The organism is Citrobacter sp. RHB21-C05 (genome assembly GCF_013889015.1).
Lineage (GTDB): Bacteria > Pseudomonadota > Gammaproteobacteria > Enterobacterales > Enterobacteriaceae > Citrobacter_A > Citrobacter_A sedlakii.
The window spans coordinates 4,384,002-4,401,225 of the sequence record NZ_CP057611.1; the positions used below are offsets into that span (position 1 = coordinate 4,384,002).

Genomic DNA, 17,224 nt, shown 5'->3' on the forward strand with positions numbered 1-17,224 from the left:
ATCGCTCCCCTTTTTATTGCGCGCTTCTCAGGGATATTTCCCCTCCCACCCAGGGTTTTACTATCCCGTCCTGCTCAAGCAGCAATGCGCCCTGCGTATCAATCCCCCGAGAGATGCCGTATATTTCTTTTTCACCGATAATCAGTTTGACCGGGCGATTGATAAAGTTATCCAGTTTTTCCCAACGCGAAAGATAGGGAGCCAGGCCTTCCTGCTCAAATAACTCCAGCGCGGTACGTAATTCACGAATGAGTCTTGCAGCCAGCGTATTGCGATCGAGCGTGATACCGGCTTCCTGTAACGTAATCCATCCCTGATTTACGATGCCCTCTTCAACACGACGCATCGCCATGTTTATTCCTGCGCCGATCACGATCTGTGCAGCGTCGCCTGTTTTCCCCGTCAGTTCAACCAGGATCCCTGCCAGTTTGCGATCCAACAGATACAGATCGTTTGGCCACTTTACGCGAACCTTATCTGCTCCCAAATCGCGTAAGACTTCCGCCATCACGATGCCAATCACCAGGCTTAAACCGATCGCCGCAGCGGGTCCCTGTTCCAGACGCCAGTATATCGACAGATATAAGTTGGCGCCGAATGGCGAAAACCATTTACGTCCACGGCGACCGCGCCCGGCCTGCTGATATTCAGCGACACATGCGTCACCTGACTGCAGTTCTCCGATTCGCTCCAGGAGATACTGATTGGTTGAATCGATCACAGGGAGCACAGCAACCGTGCCGCGATCCAGTTGGCTATGAATACGATTCGCGTCCAGCAGTTGGATCGGCTCGGGCAGACTATAGCCTTTGCCAGGCACGGTGAAAACATCAACGCCCCAATCTCGTAGTGTCTGGATATGCTTGTTAATGGCGGCGCGGCTCATCCCCAGCGTATCACCTAGCTGTTCGCCAGAATGAAACTCGCCGTCGGCTAGCAGAGAGATCAGCGTCAGGGGAACGGTATTATCCTTCATGCGATGATCTCCACGGCATTGACCTCACCCATTTGTCCAATGAACCGCACTTCCGGTTCCAGCCAGACGTTAAATTTTTCTCCAACTTTCTCACGAACCAGATGCGCCAACTGGACAACATCTTCACTTGTCGCATTATCCGCGTTAATGAGTACCAAAGCCTGCTGGCGATGTACGGCAGCGCCGCCAATCCCAATGCCTTTAAGCTGGCACTGGTCAATTAGCCAGCCAGCCGCCAGTTTTACTGAGCCATCCGCCTGGGGATAATGTGGCGCGTGGGGGAATGCAGATAACAGTGCCTGTGCAACGTCAACTGTCACGACAGGATTTTTAAAAAAGCTGCCTGCGTTACCGTTTACTTTCGGGTCTGGCAGTTTAGTCATTCGCATATGGCAGACGGAGTCAAACACCTGCTGAGGCGTAACGGTCGCCGGGTCGAGTCGCGTGAGATCGCCATAGGTCAATACTGGCTGCCATTGCTTAGACAGGCGCAGGCCAACGGCGACAATTGCAAAGCGATCCTGATACTCATGTTTGAAAATGCTGTCACGGTATCCAAAACGGCACTCTTTAGCGCTAAGACGGTGAGGCGTCCCCGTCGCTAATTCGATGCAGTCAACGTAATCACAGACCCGTTGAAGCTCAACGCCGTAAGCACCTATATTCTGAATGGGAGAAGAACCGACGCAGCCAGGGATCAGCGCCAGGTTTTCCAGTCCAGGCATACCAAGCTGCAACGTATGCTGAACCAGCTGATGCCAGTTTTCGCCAGCGCCAACATGCAAATGCCACGCATCTGGTTGTTCTGTCACCTCAATTCCTTTAATACGATTGATGATGACAGTCCCATGGAAAGCATTAAGGAACAGTACATTACTCCCCTCACCCAGAATCAATACCGGTTGTTGCTTTGCATTGGCGGTTTGCCAGGCATTTAAGAGTTGTTGTTCATTCTCAGCACAAACAATTTCATTTGCAGACTGATCGATACCAAAGGTATTCCAGGATTTAAGGGAGTGATTCATAGACGCTTTCCAGATGCATAATCGCGTTATTTTAACGCATATGCTGCGGTAAGGCTTGTTTTATGGCGGAATGGGTTTGATTACTACAGACTGATTCAGTAGACCAGCGCCAGAAACGCAAAAAGCCCATCCGTCAGGATGGGCTTTCACTTGTTTGATGCCTGGCAGTTCCCTACTCTCGCATGGGGAGACCCCACACTACCATCGGCGCTACGGCGTTTCACTTCTGAGTTCGGCATGGGGTCAGGTGGGACCACCGCGCTACGGCCGCCAGGCAAATTCTTTGTGCTCTGTACGCAATACTTTATCGCATCAGCGGCGCTGGCTGCGTAAACTATTGCGTACTTAACTCTGAATCTAAGCTGAAAATCTCTCAATCCGCCAAAACATCTTCGGCGTTGTAAGGTTAAGCCTCACGGTTCATTAGTACCGGTTAGCTCAACGCATCGCTGCGCTTACACACCCGGCCTATCAACGTCGTCGTCTTCAACGTTCCTTCAGGACTCTCAAGGAGTCAGGGAGAACTCATCTCGGGGCAAGTTTCGTGCTTAGATGCTTTCAGCACTTATCTCTTCCGCATTTAGCTACCGGGCAGTGCCATTGGCATGACAACCCGAACACCAGTGATGCGTCCACTCCGGTCCTCTCGTACTAGGAGCAGCCCCCCTCAGTTCTCCAGCGCCCACGGCAGATAGGGACCGAACTGTCTCACGACGTTCTAAACCCAGCTCGCGTACCACTTTAAATGGCGAACAGCCATACCCTTGGGACCTACTTCAGCCCCAGGATGTGATGAGCCGACATCGAGGTGCCAAACACCGCCGTCGATATGAACTCTTGGGCGGTATCAGCCTGTTATCCCCGGAGTACCTTTTATCCGTTGAGCGATGGCCCTTCCATTCAGAACCACCGGATCACTATGACCTGCTTTCGCACCTGCTCGCGCCGTCACGCTCGCAGTCAAGCTGGCTTATGCCATTGCACTAACCTCCTGATGTCCGACCAGGATTAGCCAACCTTCGTGCTCCTCCGTTACTCTTTAGGAGGAGACCGCCCCAGTCAAACTACCCACCAGACACTGTCCGCAACCCGGATTACGGGCCCACGTTAGAACACCAGCCATTAAAGGGTGGTATTTCAAGGGCGGCTCCACGCAGACTGGCGTCCACGCTTCAAAGCCTCCCACCTATCCTACACATCAAGGACCAGTGTTCAGTGTCAAGCTATAGTAAAGGTTCACGGGGTCTTTCCGTCTTGCCGCGGGTACACTGCATCTTCACAGCGAGTTCAATTTCACTGAGTCTCGGGTGGAGACAGCCTGGCCATCATTACGCCATTCGTGCAGGTCGGAACTTACCCGACAAGGAATTTCGCTACCTTAGGACCGTTATAGTTACGGCCGCCGTTTACCGGGGCTTCGATCAAGAGCTTCTCCTTACGGATAACCCCATCAATTAACCTTCCGGCACCGGGCAGGCGTCACACCGTATACGTCCACTTTCGTGTTTGCACAGTGCTGTGTTTTTAATAAACAGTTGCAGCCAGCTGGTATCTTCGACTGATTTCAGCTCCATGAGTAAATCACTTCACCTACATATCAGCGTGCCTTCTCCCGAAGTTACGGCACCATTTTGCCTAGTTCCTTCACCCGAGTTCTCTCAAGCGCCTTGGTATTCTCTACCTGACCACCTGTGTCGGTTTGGGGTACGATTTCGTGTTACCTGATGCTTAGAGGCTTTTCCTGGAAGCAGGGCATTTGTCACTTCAGCACCGTAGTGCCTCGTCATCACGCCTCAGTGTTAAAGTGAACCGGATTTACCTGGAACACACACCTACACGCTTAAACCGGGACAACCGTCGCCCGGCCGACATAGCCTTCTCCGTCCCCCCTTCGCAGTAACACCAAGTACAGGAATATTAACCTGTTTCCCATCGACTACGCCTTTCGGCCTCGCCTTAGGGGTCGACTCACCCTGCCCCGATTAACGTTGGACAGGAACCCTTGGTCTTCCGGCGAGCGGGCTTTTCACCCGCTTTATCGTTACTTATGTCAGCATTCGCACTTCTGATACCTCCAGCATGCCTCACGACACACCTTCAACGGCTTACAGAACGCTCCCCTACCCAACAACACATAGTGTCGCTGCCGCAGCTTCGGTGCATGGTTTAGCCCCGTTACATCTTCCGCGCAGGCCGACTCGACCAGTGAGCTATTACGCTTTCTTTAAATGATGGCTGCTTCTAAGCCAACATCCTGGCTGTCTGAGCCTTCCCACATCGTTTCCCACTTAACCATGACTTTGGGACCTTAGCTGGCGGTCTGGGTTGTTTCCCTCTTCACGACGGACGTTAGCACCCGCCGTGTGTCTCCCGTGATAACATTCTCCGGTATTCGCAGTTTGCATCGGGTTGGTAAGCCGGGATGGCCCCCTAGCCGAAACAGTGCTCTACCCCCGGAGATGAGTTCACGAGGCGCTACCTAAATAGCTTTCGGGGAGAACCAGCTATCTCCCGGTTTGATTGGCCTTTCACCCCCAGCCACAGGTCATCCGCTAATTTTTCAACATTAGTCGGTTCGGTCCTCCAGTTAGTGTTACCCAACCTTCAACCTGCCCATGGCTAGATCACCGGGTTTCGGGTCTATACCCTGCAACTTAACGCCCAGTTAAGACTCGGTTTCCCTGCGGCTCCCCTATTCGGTTAACCTTGCTACAGAATATAAGTCGCTGACCCATTATACAAAAGGTACGCAGTCACCCCATAAAGAGGCTCCCACTGCTTGTACGTACACGGTTTCAGGTTCTTTTTCACTCCCCTCGCCGGGGTTCTTTTCGCCTTTCCCTCACGGTACTGGTTCACTATCGGTCAGTCAGGAGTATTTAGCCTTGGAGGATGGTCCCCCCATATTCAGACAGGATACCACGTGTCCCGCCCTACTCATCGAGCTCACAACCGGTGCGGTTTTGTGTACGGGGCTGTCACCCTGTATCGCGTGCCTTTCCAGACACTTCCACTACCACACTGGCTGATTCAGGCTCTGGGCTGCTCCCCGTTCGCTCGCCGCTACTGGGGGAATCTCGGTTGATTTCTTTTCCTCGGGGTACTTAGATGTTTCAGTTCCCCCGGTTCGCCTCGTTAACCTATGTATTCAGTTAACGATAGTGTGACGAATCACACTGGGTTTCCCCATTCGGACATCGCCGGGTCAAAGGTTCATATCACCTCGCCGACGCTTTTCGCAGATTAGCACGTCCTTCATCGCCTCTGACTGCCAGGGCATCCACCGTGTACGCTTGGTCGCTTAACCTCACAACCCGAAGAGGTCTTGTTCTGTCCGGTTCGTTGCGCGTCGTGAATACTGCGTTGTTCCGTACTCGCGATGCTCATGGACGGTAAGTCCACTGCGCTCGCTGCGTGCGGTACGCCTTGTCTTCACTTCGCTCACGTCACCTGTGACAGGATCCTTCATGGTTGCGATAATTGAGAGACTCACGAACAACTTTCGTTGTTCTGTGTTTCAATTTTCAGCTTGATCCAGATTTTTAAAGAGCAAAACTTCGCAGTGAACCTTTTCAGGTACACTCTGAAGTTTTCTTACATAAACGTTCTACAGAATGGTGGAGCTATGCGGGATCGAACCGCAGACCTCCTGCGTGCAAAGCAGGCGCTCTCCCAGCTGAGCTATAGCCCCATCGTGTAGTCAGAACCTCTTTACCGATAATTCGTTTCCGGGCGCGGCGTGGTGAAGCGAAGCATACATCAGTATGCGAGCTTTGCCACAACAAAGCACGGGAGCGAATTTGGTAGGCCTGAGTGGACTTGAACCACCGACCTCACCCTTATCAGGGGTGCGCTCTAACCACCTGAGCTACAAGCCTGTAGAGGTTTTACTGTTCGTTTTTCATCAGACAATCTGTGTGGACACTACAAAGGCAGGTTCTTTAAGGTAAGGAGGTGATCCAACCGCAGGTTCCCCTACGGTTACCTTGTTACGACTTCACCCCAGTCATGAATCACAAAGTGGTAAGCGCCCTCCCGAAGGTTAAGCTACCTACTTCTTTTGCAACCCACTCCCATGGTGTGACGGGCGGTGTGTACAAGGCCCGGGAACGTATTCACCGTGGCATTCTGATCCACGATTACTAGCGATTCCGACTTCATGGAGTCGAGTTGCAGACTCCAATCCGGACTACGACATACTTTATGAGGTCCGCTTGCTCTCGCGAGGTCGCTTCTCTTTGTATATGCCATTGTAGCACGTGTGTAGCCCTGGTCGTAAGGGCCATGATGACTTGACGTCATCCCCACCTTCCTCCAGTTTATCACTGGCAGTCTCCTTTGAGTTCCCGGCCGGACCGCTGGCAACAAAGGATAAGGGTTGCGCTCGTTGCGGGACTTAACCCAACATTTCACAACACGAGCTGACGACAGCCATGCAGCACCTGTCTCACGGTTCCCGAAGGCACAACCGCATCTCTGCAGTCTTCCGTGGATGTCAAGACCAGGTAAGGTTCTTCGCGTTGCATCGAATTAAACCACATGCTCCACCGCTTGTGCGGGCCCCCGTCAATTCATTTGAGTTTTAACCTTGCGGCCGTACTCCCCAGGCGGTCTACTTAACGCGTTAGCTCCGGAAGCCACGCCTCAAGGGCACAGCCTCCAAGTAGACATCGTTTACGGCGTGGACTACCAGGGTATCTAATCCTGTTTGCTCCCCACGCTTTCGCACCTGAGCGTCAGTCTTCGTCCAGGGGGCCGCCTTCGCCACCGGTATTCCTCCAGATCTCTACGCATTTCACCGCTACACCTGGAATTCTACCCCCCTCTACGAGACTCAAGCCTGCCAGTTTCGAATGCAGTTCCCAGGTTGAGCCCGGGGATTTCACATCCGACTTGACAGACCGCCTGCGTGCGCTTTACGCCCAGTAATTCCGATTAACGCTTGCACCCTCCGTATTACCGCGGCTGCTGGCACGGAGTTAGCCGGTGCTTCTTCTGCGGGTAACGTCAATGACTGCGGTTATTAACCACAATCCCTTCCTCCCCGCTGAAAGTACTTTACAACCCGAAGGCCTTCTTCATACACGCGGCATGGCTGCATCAGGCTTGCGCCCATTGTGCAATATTCCCCACTGCTGCCTCCCGTAGGAGTCTGGACCGTGTCTCAGTTCCAGTGTGGCTGGTCATCCTCTCAGACCAGCTAGGGATCGTCGCCTTGGTGAGCCGTTACCTCACCAACAAGCTAATCCCATCTGGGCACATCCGGTGGCAAGAGGCCCGAAGGTCCCCCTCTTTGGTCTTGCGACGTTATGCGGTATTAGCTACCGTTTCCAGTAGTTATCCCCCTCCACCGGGCAGTTTCCCAGACATTACTCACCCGTCCGCCACTCGTCAGCAAAGCAGCAAGCTGCTTCCTGTTACCGTTCGACTTGCATGTGTTAGGCCTGCCGCCAGCGTTCAATCTGAGCCATGATCAAACTCTTCAATTTAAGTTTGATGCTCGTGAATTAAACTTCGTAATGAATTACGTGTTCACTCAGAGACTTGGTATTCATTTTTCGTCTTGCGACGTTAAGAATCCATGTCACTTTGAGTGCCCACACAGATTGTCTGATAAATTGTTAAAGAGCAGTTGCGACGCGCTTCAGCGCTCTGTCGCGAGGTCACGTATATTACGTTTTCCTCATTCAGAGTCAAGCGATTATTTTCGCTTTTCTCTGCCGGCGTTCATCTCTGAACCCCGCTGACCCGGCGGCTTGCGTGCCGTTGTTCCGTGTCAGTGGTGGCGCATTATAGGGAGTTATTTCGGGCTGACAAGAGGAAATTTAAAATAATTTTTCGACTGCCTGATATTTACCCAAATTGGCGTTAAACCGACAGTTTTTCAAGCGACTCAAAGCCATAACGCTGTAAAACGGGTAAAAGTTGTTCAGTCTCTACTGTCAGCGCCATGCAATAAGCAACATTCGCGTCCGTCGATTTCGCATCCGGCGCTTCATGCTCCAGTAGCCAGGCAGTGCGCCGTGCAATCGCCGCACCGGAGTCCACCAGCCGCGTCCCTTCCGGCAAAACGCGCAGGAGTTCTTCTTTTAGTAATGGGAAGTGCGTACAGCCGAGCACTACCGTGTCGGGAGGCTCTGGCATACGCAGCCAGGGACGCAGGATCCGCTGCAGTTCCTCCAGCGGAACAGGCTCACCGTGCAGTTTCGCTTCAGCCAGTTCCACCAGCTCAGCAGAACCCAGCATCGCGATCTGGCATTCATTAGCAAAACGCGCGATCAGCTCATGGGTATAGGGCCGTTTTACGGTACCGCGCGTCGCCAGCAGCCCCACAATGCCATTGGCCGTTAAGCGCGCCGCCGGTTTAATGGCCGGAACGACCCCCACCACGGGAAAAGCAAATTTCTCACGCAGCGCGGGAAGCGAGACGGTACTGGCCGTATTGCAGGCAATCACCGCCAGAGAAAGGGGATAGCGCTGCTGAACGGCGGTCACTATCTCGACGACGCGCTCAACAATAAATTCTTCGCTTTTCTCTCCATAAGGAAAAGCGACGTTATCGAAAGCGTATATATAGTGGAGATCCGGCAGGAGGCGCCGAATCTCGTCATAGACCGACAACCCACCGACACCGGAATCAAATACCAGCACGGTGGGGCGTGGATCAGAAGGTGTAGCTGCCAGACAAGGTGTATTCCCGTCCTGCAGTTTGGTAGCCATAAACTGTCTCGTAATCTTTATCGAACAGGTTGGCTATTTTACCACGAACTGTGAGGTGTGAGGTGACAGGATATGAAAGTCCGATATCCCACACGCTCAGCCCGCCCATTTTTATCTTACGGGAATTATCGTAATCGTAATCATAGCGCTCGCCGATGTATTGGTACGTCACATCCCATCCCAGGTCATACACCTCGCCGCTCAGCTCATACTTCACCTGCTGTTTTGCACGCCGGTAGAGCCGCTGATCGGTTTCATCATCGCGCGGGTCAACATATTGTAACGTTACGCGATGATCGACCGGCCCCGTCGTGATATTGCCTGTCCACTCCAGGCCTTTAATGGTCGCGGACTTCACGTTGAAGTAGGTGTTATTGTTGTAATCGATCAGGTTCTGGATTTTGTAATGATAGGTCGACAAACGCCAGTCCAGCGGTCCGGTCACCCCCTCTAATCCGGCTTCCCACTGTTTAGACTCTTCCGGTTTCAGATTCGGGTTGGACGCGATGCCAAAGCGCTCAGCGCCAAACTGCTGACCAAGCGAAGGCGCGAGGAAACCCGTACCGTAGGAAAGCGTCACTTTATAGTTGTCGACAAACTGCCAGCCGGCTGCCGTTTGCCAGGTGCCGTGCCAGCCAAACTGATCGTCATGATCTTCACGACCCGAGGCTTCCAGGGTCACGCTGTCGATCTGCTGCTGCCCGGTCAGGTAAAGCCCGGTGTTATCGCGCTTGTAGTTGTCGGTTCCGGAAGCGCCAAAGGACATCAGTTTTTCCTGCTTCCAGTCAACCCCCGCGCTGACCGCGCCATGACCGACGATCACGTTATTTCCCCACTGGATATAGCGCTGTTCCATATCATCCAGGGTGTATCCCGTAGCGTAGCGCCCGGTCTGACTGCTGTAGTTGTAGTCCTTAATGCGCTGGTAGTTGGCCACCAGTTGTGACGAGTAGATCCCGGAATTGAAACGCAGCCCGGTATCCCATGACTGGGTGTAATTCTGATGCTCATCGTTTCCGCCGTCGTATCCCCAGTTGCCCTGGTCATAATCGGCATTGCTGGCATAGCCGTAGCCGCGGAAGTAGCCATCAAAATTATCGTTAAATTTATGTTCGACGCCGCCCCAGAACAGTTTGTTACGGTAACCGTCGCGATCGCCGTCGCCGCTATAGCTGGAGCGCGGCTGCACGTCGAAGCCTTTGGTGGACTGGTAAGCACCCGCTGCCGTCAACACCGTATCACCGAAACGCTGACGCCATGTGCCGTCATACTGTTGGTAACTGTTCGAACCGACGCCCGCGTTAATTTGCGCGCGCTCATCACCCGCCATGGTGATGATATTTACCACACCGCCAATCGCCCCTGAGCCATATATCGCCGAGCGCGGTCCCCGAATATATTCAATGCGCTGAACCAGCGAGACCGGAATTTGATCGATATCGGAGTTATTGGTAATTCCCGGACGCGCCACCGGAATGCCGTCCACCAATACCAGCACATGTTTCGCTTCAGTGCCGCGTACAAACAGGGAGGAACTCTGTCCCATACCGCCGTTCTGCGCGACGTCCACGCCCGGCAGACGGCGCATAACATCCAGAACAGTGCGGGACTGCCAGCGGTCGATATCTTCACGAGTGACGATATCCGTAGGGGCCAGGACAGTGTTGACGGGTTGTTGAAAACGATTTGCCGTGACGACAAACGTGTCAGGCGTGGCATCCTGTGCCCAACCAGAAAAGGCCGTGACGGAGAGCGCCGTCAGCAGCGATATGTTTTTAATCATTATAAAGCATCCATAAATAGAAGAAGGATGCCGCAGGTCCCACCGATAGTACGCGATGATGAAGACCAGTTGCGACGTCAGCCGGCAGGTCTTCGGGCTTGGAAGGTAATCCTTTATCCGGATAACAGAAATGAAGACTTCCCACCCACAGGCAGTGTCTGCTTACGCTCTCATTTCACCTTTCCTTACCGCTGCGCGTCAGCTCCAGATTCACACTGGATTCCCTTTTAACTCACAGGACCGGCACACGGATGCTACAGTCTGTAACAACATACTGTCCAGACCGATTGTTAAATATGAGAAGTCATCAATGTCTGGACATCTGTTGAGCAATCCCTACAATCCCCGCGTACTTTTATTTTTCAGGATGCATCATGACCCCCGAACACCTTCCGACAGAACAGTATGACGCGCAGCTCGCCGAAAAAGTGGTGCGCTTGCAGAGTATGATGGCGCCTTTTTCTGGCCTGGTTCCGGAAGTGTTCCGCTCCCCGGTCAGTCACTATCGTATGCGTGCTGAATTCCGCATCTGGCACGATGGCGATGATTTGTATCACATCATTTTCGATCAACAGACCAAAAGCCGGATTCGCGTGGACAGCTTTCCGGCGGCAAGCGAACTGATCAACCAGTTGATGACCGCGATGATCGACGGCGTGCGCACGAATCCTACCCTGCGCCATAAGCTGTTCCAGATTGACTATCTCACCACCATGAGCAATCAGGCAGTGGTATCGCTGCTGTACCATAAAAAGCTGGACGATGCGTGGCGACAGGAAGCGGAAGCGCTACGTGACGCCCTGCGCGCGCAAAATCTGAACGTGCATCTGATTGGCCGGGCGACCAAAACCAAAATCGCGCTGGATCAGGATTACATTGACGAGCGTCTGCCGGTGGCGGGCAAAGAGATGATCTACCGTCAGGTTGAAAACAGTTTCACCCAGCCAAACGCAGCGATGAATATTCAGATGCTGGAATGGGCGCTGGATGTCACGACAGGTTCGAAAGGCGATTTGCTGGAACTGTACTGCGGCAACGGTAACTTTTCCTTAGCGCTGGCGCGTAACTTTGAGCGCGTACTGGCGACCGAGATCGCCAAACCGTCCGTCGCCGCGGCGCAATTCAACATTGCGGCGAACCAGATCGAGAATGTGCAGATTATCCGCATGGCGGCAGAAGAATTTACCCAGGCGATGAACGGCGTTCGCGAGTTTACTCGTTTGAAGGGTATCGACCTGAAGAGCTATCAGTGCGAAACCATCTTTGTCGATCCACCGCGCAGCGGGCTGGACAGCGAAACCGAAAAAATGGTGCAGGCGTATCCGCGTATTTTATACATCTCCTGTAACCCGGAGACGCTGTGCAAAAATCTGGAAACGTTAAGCCAGACGCACAAAGTTGAACGTCTGGCGTTGTTCGACCAGTTCCCCTATACGCACCATATGGAGTGCGGCGTGTTACTCACCGCCAGGTAAAACAGACGCCGGATAAAGCAATAATGCCCCCATCCGGCCTGTCTTACTCTTCCGCGATGTCCTGCTTGCGGTTACGCATTTTCACGCCAATCCAGAATACCAGAATCACCGACAGCACCGCCGGGAAGAAATTGGAGCCGATATCCGGATACTCCGCGCGCACGACAGTACTGTACAGCAGCACGCCAAGAATAAAACAGGCCGCAGCCAGACCCGGCAACCCCACAGGCATGGTGCGATTTTGATAGCGCTGGTGCAGGCAATACACCGTCAGCACCAGAGAAATAATCGGGAAAACAGAAAACGGCACGATGGCGCTAAACAGCGCCGCGAACGTGCCATTGATCGACAAACCGGCGATCAGCGCCAGCAGCAGCGTACCTTTATCCTGAACTGACTGTTTCATTACTCTTCCTTCACGTTACCCGGAATGAGGGTCATCTTCTCTTGTTCACGGCGATACCAGTAATACGCTCCTTTCGCAATCATGCGCAGTTGCAATACCAGCCGCTCTTCTAATTGTCGGCGTTGTTCAGCGCCCACATCCAGCGCCTCGGCGCCCGCACTGAAGACGATTGTCACCATGGCTTCGGCTTGCGCTTCAGTAAACGCGCGAGGCATATGGTTTTCGAGTTCCAGATAGTCCGCAAGTTCCGCGATAAAATGCTGAATTTCTCGCGCAACGGCGGCACGAAATGCGGCGGAAGTGCCGGAGCGTTCACGCAATAATAAACGGAAGGCGTTAGGGTTGTTACCGATGAACTCCATAAATGTGGAGACCGAGGTGCGGATCACACTCCCGCCCTTGGCGATGCGCTGACGCGCCTGCCGCATGAGCTGTCGCAGCATCAGCCCGCTTTCATCGACCATGGTCAGCCCAAGTTCATCCACATCACGGAAATGGCGATAAAACGATGTGGGCGCGATACCTGCTTCACGCGCAACCTCGCGCAAGCTGAGGCTGGCGAAGCTACGCTCCGCGCTCAATTGACTGAATGCGGCCTCTACCAGCGAACGCCGGGTTTTTTCTTTTTGTTGCGCTCTAACGCCCATCACGATGTCTGAATCCTTCCATATGCCTTGTCTGGCACTATACCAGAGTTCAAAGTTAATCTGTTTGTTCAGCTTTGTGAATGATTGTTTACGCGCGGTTTGTGCTCCGGCTTCGCAAAAGAGCACAACGATAATTGGGTTATCAACGCAATGATGTTACTATTCTGTTGCTTTTATGTATAAGAACAGGTAAGCCACACCATGCCACATTCCTACGATTACGATGCCATAGTAATAGGTTCAGGCCCCGGCGGCGAAGGCGCTGCAATGGGACTGGTTAAGCAAGGAGCCCGCGTCGCGGTTATCGAACGTTATCATAACGTTGGCGGCGGTTGCACCCACTGGGGCACCATCCCGTCGAAAGCCCTCCGCCACGCCGTCAGCCGTATCATTGAATTCAATCAGAACCCCTTATATAGCGATCACTCCCGCCTGCTTCGTTCCTCTTTCGCCGACATTCTCAACCATGCCGATAACGTGATTAATCAACAAACGCGTATGCGGCAGGGGTTTTACGAGCGTAACCACTGTGAAATATTGCAGGGCAACGCGCATTTTGTGGATGAACACACCCTGGCGCTGGAGTGTCATGACGGCACGGTTGAAACCCTGACCGCAGAGAAATTCATTATCGCCTGCGGTTCTCGTCCGTATCATCCAACAGACGTCGACTTCTCCCATCCGCGCATTTATGACAGCGACTCCATTCTCAATCTGCACCATGAACCTCGCCATGTGATTATTTATGGCGCGGGGGTGATTGGCTGCGAATATGCGTCGATCTTCCGCGGTATGGACGTCAAAGTTGATCTGATCAACACCCGGGATCGCCTGCTGGCGTTTCTCGATCAGGAGATGTCAGACTCCCTCTCTTACCATTTCTGGAACAGCGGCGTTGTGATTCGTCACAATGAAGAATACGAGAAGATCGAAGGCTGCGATGACGGGGTGATTATGCACCTCAAGTCCGGCAAGAAGCTGAAAGCCGACTGCCTGTTGTACGCCAATGGCCGTACCGGCAACACTGACTCTCTGGCGCTACAGAATATTGGCCTCGAAACAGACAGCCGGGGACAACTTAAGGTCAACAGCATGTACCAGACCGCGCTGCCGCACGTCTATGCGGTAGGCGATGTGATTGGTTATCCAAGTCTGGCCTCCGCGGCTTACGATCAGGGACGCATCGCCGCCCAGGCGCTGGTGAAGGGGGAAGCGACCGCGCATCTGATCGAAGATATCCCCACCGGCATTTACACCATTCCCGAAATCAGCTCCGTAGGGAAAACCGAGCAGCAGTTGACGTCGATGAAGGTACCTTACGAGGTGGGTCGCGCCCAGTTTAAACATCTGGCGCGCGCGCAAATCGTCGGCATGAACGTCGGCACGCTGAAGATTCTGTTTCATCGGGAAACAAAAGAAATTCTGGGGATCCACTGCTTTGGCGAGCGCGCGGCCGAGATTATTCACATCGGCCAGGCGATTATGGAGCAAAAAGGTGGCGGTAACACGATTGAATACTTCGTTAACACCACCTTTAACTACCCGACAATGGCGGAAGCCTATCGGGTAGCGGCGTTAAATGGCTTAAACCGCCTTTTTTAACGCGTTGTCAAAATGGCCATCCATCGCGCCGCGGATGGCCTCTGCCAGTTGCTCATAGCGACTGCGCAGCGGGGATCCCGGGCGGTACACCAGTCCCACCGTACGACGCGGCTCCGGCTTAATACACGGCAAATAGACAACGCCGTCGCGCTTGCGCTCTTGCGGTACCGCCAGTGCAGGCAATAAGGTAATTCCGCTGCCTGCCGCCACCATATTACGCAACGTTTCCAGGCTGGTCGCGCGGAAATGGGTATCTTCGTCGGCGCCCGCTTCAAAGCAGAAGCCCATCGCCTGATCGCGCAGACAGTGGCCATCTTCCAGCATCAGCAGTTTCTCACCCGCCAGATCTGACATCGGTACGCAGTCACGGTTCGCCCACGGGTGATCTTCGTAAATGGCCAGCAGCATCGGCTCGTCGAACAGCGGCACTTCAATAAACGCTTCACTCTCTTTCACCAGCGCCAGGATCACGCAGTCCAGCTTGCCGCTGTCCAGTTGCGCCAGCAGTTGATGGGTTTGCGCTTCATGCAGATACATTTCCAGCTTCGGGAACGTCTGGTGCAGCATCGGAATAATATGCGGCAACAGGTAAGGACCCACGGTTGGGATCAAACCAATGTGCAGGGGGCCAGACATGGTTTCACCCTGCTGGCTTGCCATCTCCTTGAGCACTTTGACCTCACGCAGCACGGTGCGCGCCTGGTCCACCAGTAGCAAACCTGCCTGCGTAAACAGCACTTTACGACTCGTCCGCTCCAGCAGCATCACGCCCAGCTCATCTTCCAGCTTGCGGATCTGCCCGCTCAGCGTTGGCTGACTGACATGACAGGAATCAGCCGCCCGCCGGAAGTGGCGGTGTTCGGCTAATGCCACCAGATATTCAAGATCGCGAATATTCATTATTCATCCTCCATCGCCACGATAGTTCATGGCGATAGGTAGCATAGCAACGAACGATTATCCCTATCAAGCTTTCTGATTAATAATACATCACAGAAACGGAGCGGTATCGTTTAACCCTTGAAGCCACTGCCCGTTCTGAGAGTTTCTCTCAACCCGAATAACTAAAGCCAACGTGAACTTTTGCGGACCCCGTGGTCCGCATTTTTTTTTGCGTAAAAAAGCCCGGCGCAAGGCCAGGCTTAAACGTGTTGCCGGATAAATCCGGCATATGATCCCCTACGCCAGACGCGCCTTCGCGTAGCTAATGGCCTGCGCCACCTGCTGCGGAGAAACGCCGCCCTTCGCCGCACGTTTATCCAGGCATGACTGTAACGACAGGACAGGATAGACATCGTCGCCAATCGCGCTGCTGAATTTCTGCAGCTCCGCCAACGGCAGATCCTCCAGCGGTTTCCCCTGACGAATCGCCTCAACCACTGTTTCACCCACGATATGGTGCGCTTCACGGAACGGAACGCCTTTCGCCACCAGGTAATCCGCCAGCTCAGTGGCGTTAGCATACCCCTGCTGCGCCGCGTCCTGGCAGCGCGGACGTTTCACCTGAATGCCATCCAGCACCAGCGCCGCCATATGCAGGCAGTCCAGCCAGGTGTCGAGCGCGTCAAACAGGCCCTCTTTGTCTTCCTGCATGTCTTTGTTATACGCCAGCGGCAGGCCTTTCAGCGTCATCATCATGCCCGTCAGCGCCCCCTGCACGCGGCCGCATTTACCGCGGATCAGCTCCAGCGCGTCCGGGTTTTTCTTCTGCGGCATCAGGGAAGAGCCGGACGTCACGCGATCGGACAACTCAACGAAGCCCGCCTCGCCGGTGTTAAAGAAAATCAGGTCCTCCGCGAACCGTGAAAGATGCACCATACCGATGGAGGCGTTGGACAGCAGCTCCAGCACGTGGTCACGGTCGGACACGCTGTCCAGGCTGTTACGCGTCGCCGAGGCAAAGCCCAGCCAGCCTGCCAACTGTTCCCGATCGATCTCATAGGCTGTCCCGGCCAGCGCGCCGCAGCCCAGCGGGCTGACGTCCAGACGTTTCAGGGCATCCTGCAGACGGCTTTCGTCCCGCGCCAACATCTCGACATACGCCAGGCACCAGTGAGCAAACGTCACCGGCTGCGCGCGCTGCAGGTGGGTGTAACCCGGCATAACGGCATCCTGATTATGGTCTGCCGTCTCCACCAACGCGCGCTGCAGCTGGCGGTTGGCAGTGAGCAGTTCGCTCACGGTGTCTTTACACCACAATTTCAAATCCGTGGCGACCTGATCGTTACGGCTGCGTCCGGTGTGCAGCTTTTTACCTAACTGCCCCACTTTGTCGATCAGTTTACCTTCTACCCAACTGTGGATATCTTCCGCGTCGCTTTCCAGGATCTGCTGCGGGTTCGCGCGAACGTCTTCCAGCAAAATGGTCAGCGCGTCTTCAAGCTGACGCTGCTCGTCAGCGGTTAACACGCCGACGGTGACCAGCGCTTTGGACCAGGCGACAGAACCCACAATATCCTGCTCCGCCAGGCGGTAGTCGAAGCGCAACGAGTCGTTGAACTGTTTAAACCGCTGATCTGCTGCCTGAGTAAAACGCCCACCCCAAAGTGCCATACCATGCTTCCTTAATATCTTTGAATGTCATTGCCCG

At 53.9% G+C, this 17,224-nt stretch carries 10 protein-coding genes, 2 tRNA genes, 3 rRNA genes and 1 riboswitch; of the genes, 2 read left to right on the top strand and 13 right to left on the bottom strand.

Features of this window, described 5'->3' with window-relative positions; translation table 11 throughout:
- Nucleotides 1–13 precede the first annotated feature (13 nt).
- The 9 genes from birA to btuB form a co-directional block, all read right to left on the bottom strand.
- On the bottom strand, nt 14–976 hold the full coding sequence (birA, locus tag HVX72_RS20835) for a bifunctional biotin--[acetyl-CoA-carboxylase] ligase/biotin operon repressor BirA (RefSeq protein WP_181822207.1): 963 nt from the start codon (nt 974–976) through the stop codon (nt 14–16).
- Nucleotides 973–2,001, bottom strand: coding sequence for a UDP-N-acetylmuramate dehydrogenase (gene murB / locus HVX72_RS20840; RefSeq protein ID WP_181822208.1), 1,029 nt, complete (start codon nt 1,999–2,001; stop codon nt 973–975). The genes birA and murB overlap by 4 nt, the downstream gene beginning before the upstream one ends.
- Nucleotides 2,002–2,160: 159 nt before the next feature.
- Nucleotides 2,161–2,276 (bottom strand): 5S ribosomal RNA (gene rrf / locus HVX72_RS20845).
- Between the two features lie 127 nt (nt 2,277–2,403).
- Nucleotides 2,404–5,308: ribosomal RNA gene (locus HVX72_RS20850) — 23S ribosomal RNA — on the bottom strand.
- Nucleotides 5,309–5,616: 308 nt separating this feature from the next.
- Nucleotides 5,617–5,692: transfer RNA gene (locus HVX72_RS20855), tRNA-Ala, on the bottom strand.
- Between the two features lie 110 nt (nt 5,693–5,802).
- A tRNA-Ile gene (locus HVX72_RS20860) sits at nt 5,803–5,879 on the bottom strand.
- Between the two features lie 69 nt (nt 5,880–5,948).
- Nucleotides 5,949–7,490, bottom strand: a 16S ribosomal RNA gene (locus tag HVX72_RS20865).
- Together the 16S, 23S and 5S rRNA genes with 2 tRNA genes alongside form the textbook arrangement of a ribosomal RNA operon.
- A gap of 379 nt (nt 7,491–7,869) precedes the next feature.
- On the bottom strand, nt 7,870–8,721 hold the full coding sequence (gene murI, locus HVX72_RS20870; protein WP_181822209.1) for a glutamate racemase: 852 nt from the start codon (nt 8,719–8,721) through the stop codon (nt 7,870–7,872).
- On the bottom strand, nt 8,666–10,504 hold the full coding sequence (gene btuB / locus HVX72_RS20875) for a TonB-dependent vitamin B12 receptor BtuB (protein WP_181822210.1): 1,839 nt from the start codon (nt 10,502–10,504) through the stop codon (nt 8,666–8,668). The genes murI and btuB overlap by 56 nt, the downstream gene beginning before the upstream one ends.
- Before the next feature lie 65 nt (nt 10,505–10,569).
- Nucleotides 10,570–10,764, bottom strand: a riboswitch (cobalamin riboswitch).
- Between the two features lie 114 nt (nt 10,765–10,878).
- Here btuB and trmA point away from each other — a divergent pair.
- A complete protein-coding gene (gene trmA / locus HVX72_RS20880) occupies nt 10,879–11,979 on the top strand; it encodes a tRNA (uridine(54)-C5)-methyltransferase TrmA (RefSeq protein ID WP_042292668.1) in 1,101 nt (366 codons plus the stop codon).
- A gap of 43 nt (nt 11,980–12,022) precedes the next feature.
- Here trmA and HVX72_RS20885 read toward each other — a convergent pair whose 3' ends face one another.
- Entirely contained in the window at nt 12,023–12,385 is a 363-nt protein-coding gene (locus HVX72_RS20885; protein WP_060571021.1) for a YijD family membrane protein, read from the bottom strand.
- Nucleotides 12,385–13,035: an HTH-type transcriptional repressor FabR gene (gene fabR / locus HVX72_RS20890; protein WP_060571020.1), complete on the bottom strand. Its 651-nt coding sequence runs from the start codon at nt 13,033–13,035 to the stop codon at nt 12,385–12,387. Before fabR ends, HVX72_RS20885 begins: the two co-directional genes overlap by 1 nt.
- Nucleotides 13,036–13,233: 198 nt before the next feature.
- Here fabR and sthA point away from each other — a divergent pair, with 198 nt between their 5' ends.
- Nucleotides 13,234–14,634: a Si-specific NAD(P)(+) transhydrogenase gene (sthA, locus tag HVX72_RS20895; protein ID WP_042292659.1), complete on the top strand. Its 1,401-nt coding sequence runs from the start codon at nt 13,234–13,236 to the stop codon at nt 14,632–14,634.
- Here sthA and oxyR read toward each other — a convergent pair.
- Nucleotides 14,617–15,534, bottom strand: a complete 918-nt coding sequence (gene oxyR / locus HVX72_RS20900) for a DNA-binding transcriptional regulator OxyR (protein ID WP_042292657.1) — start codon at nt 15,532–15,534, stop codon at nt 14,617–14,619. The genes sthA and oxyR overlap by 18 nt on opposite strands.
- Nucleotides 15,535–15,813: 279 nt before the next feature.
- Nucleotides 15,814–17,187, bottom strand: coding sequence for an argininosuccinate lyase (gene argH, locus HVX72_RS20905; protein WP_060571019.1), 1,374 nt, complete (start codon nt 17,185–17,187; stop codon nt 15,814–15,816).
- Between the last annotated feature and the right edge of the window lie 37 nt (nt 17,188–17,224).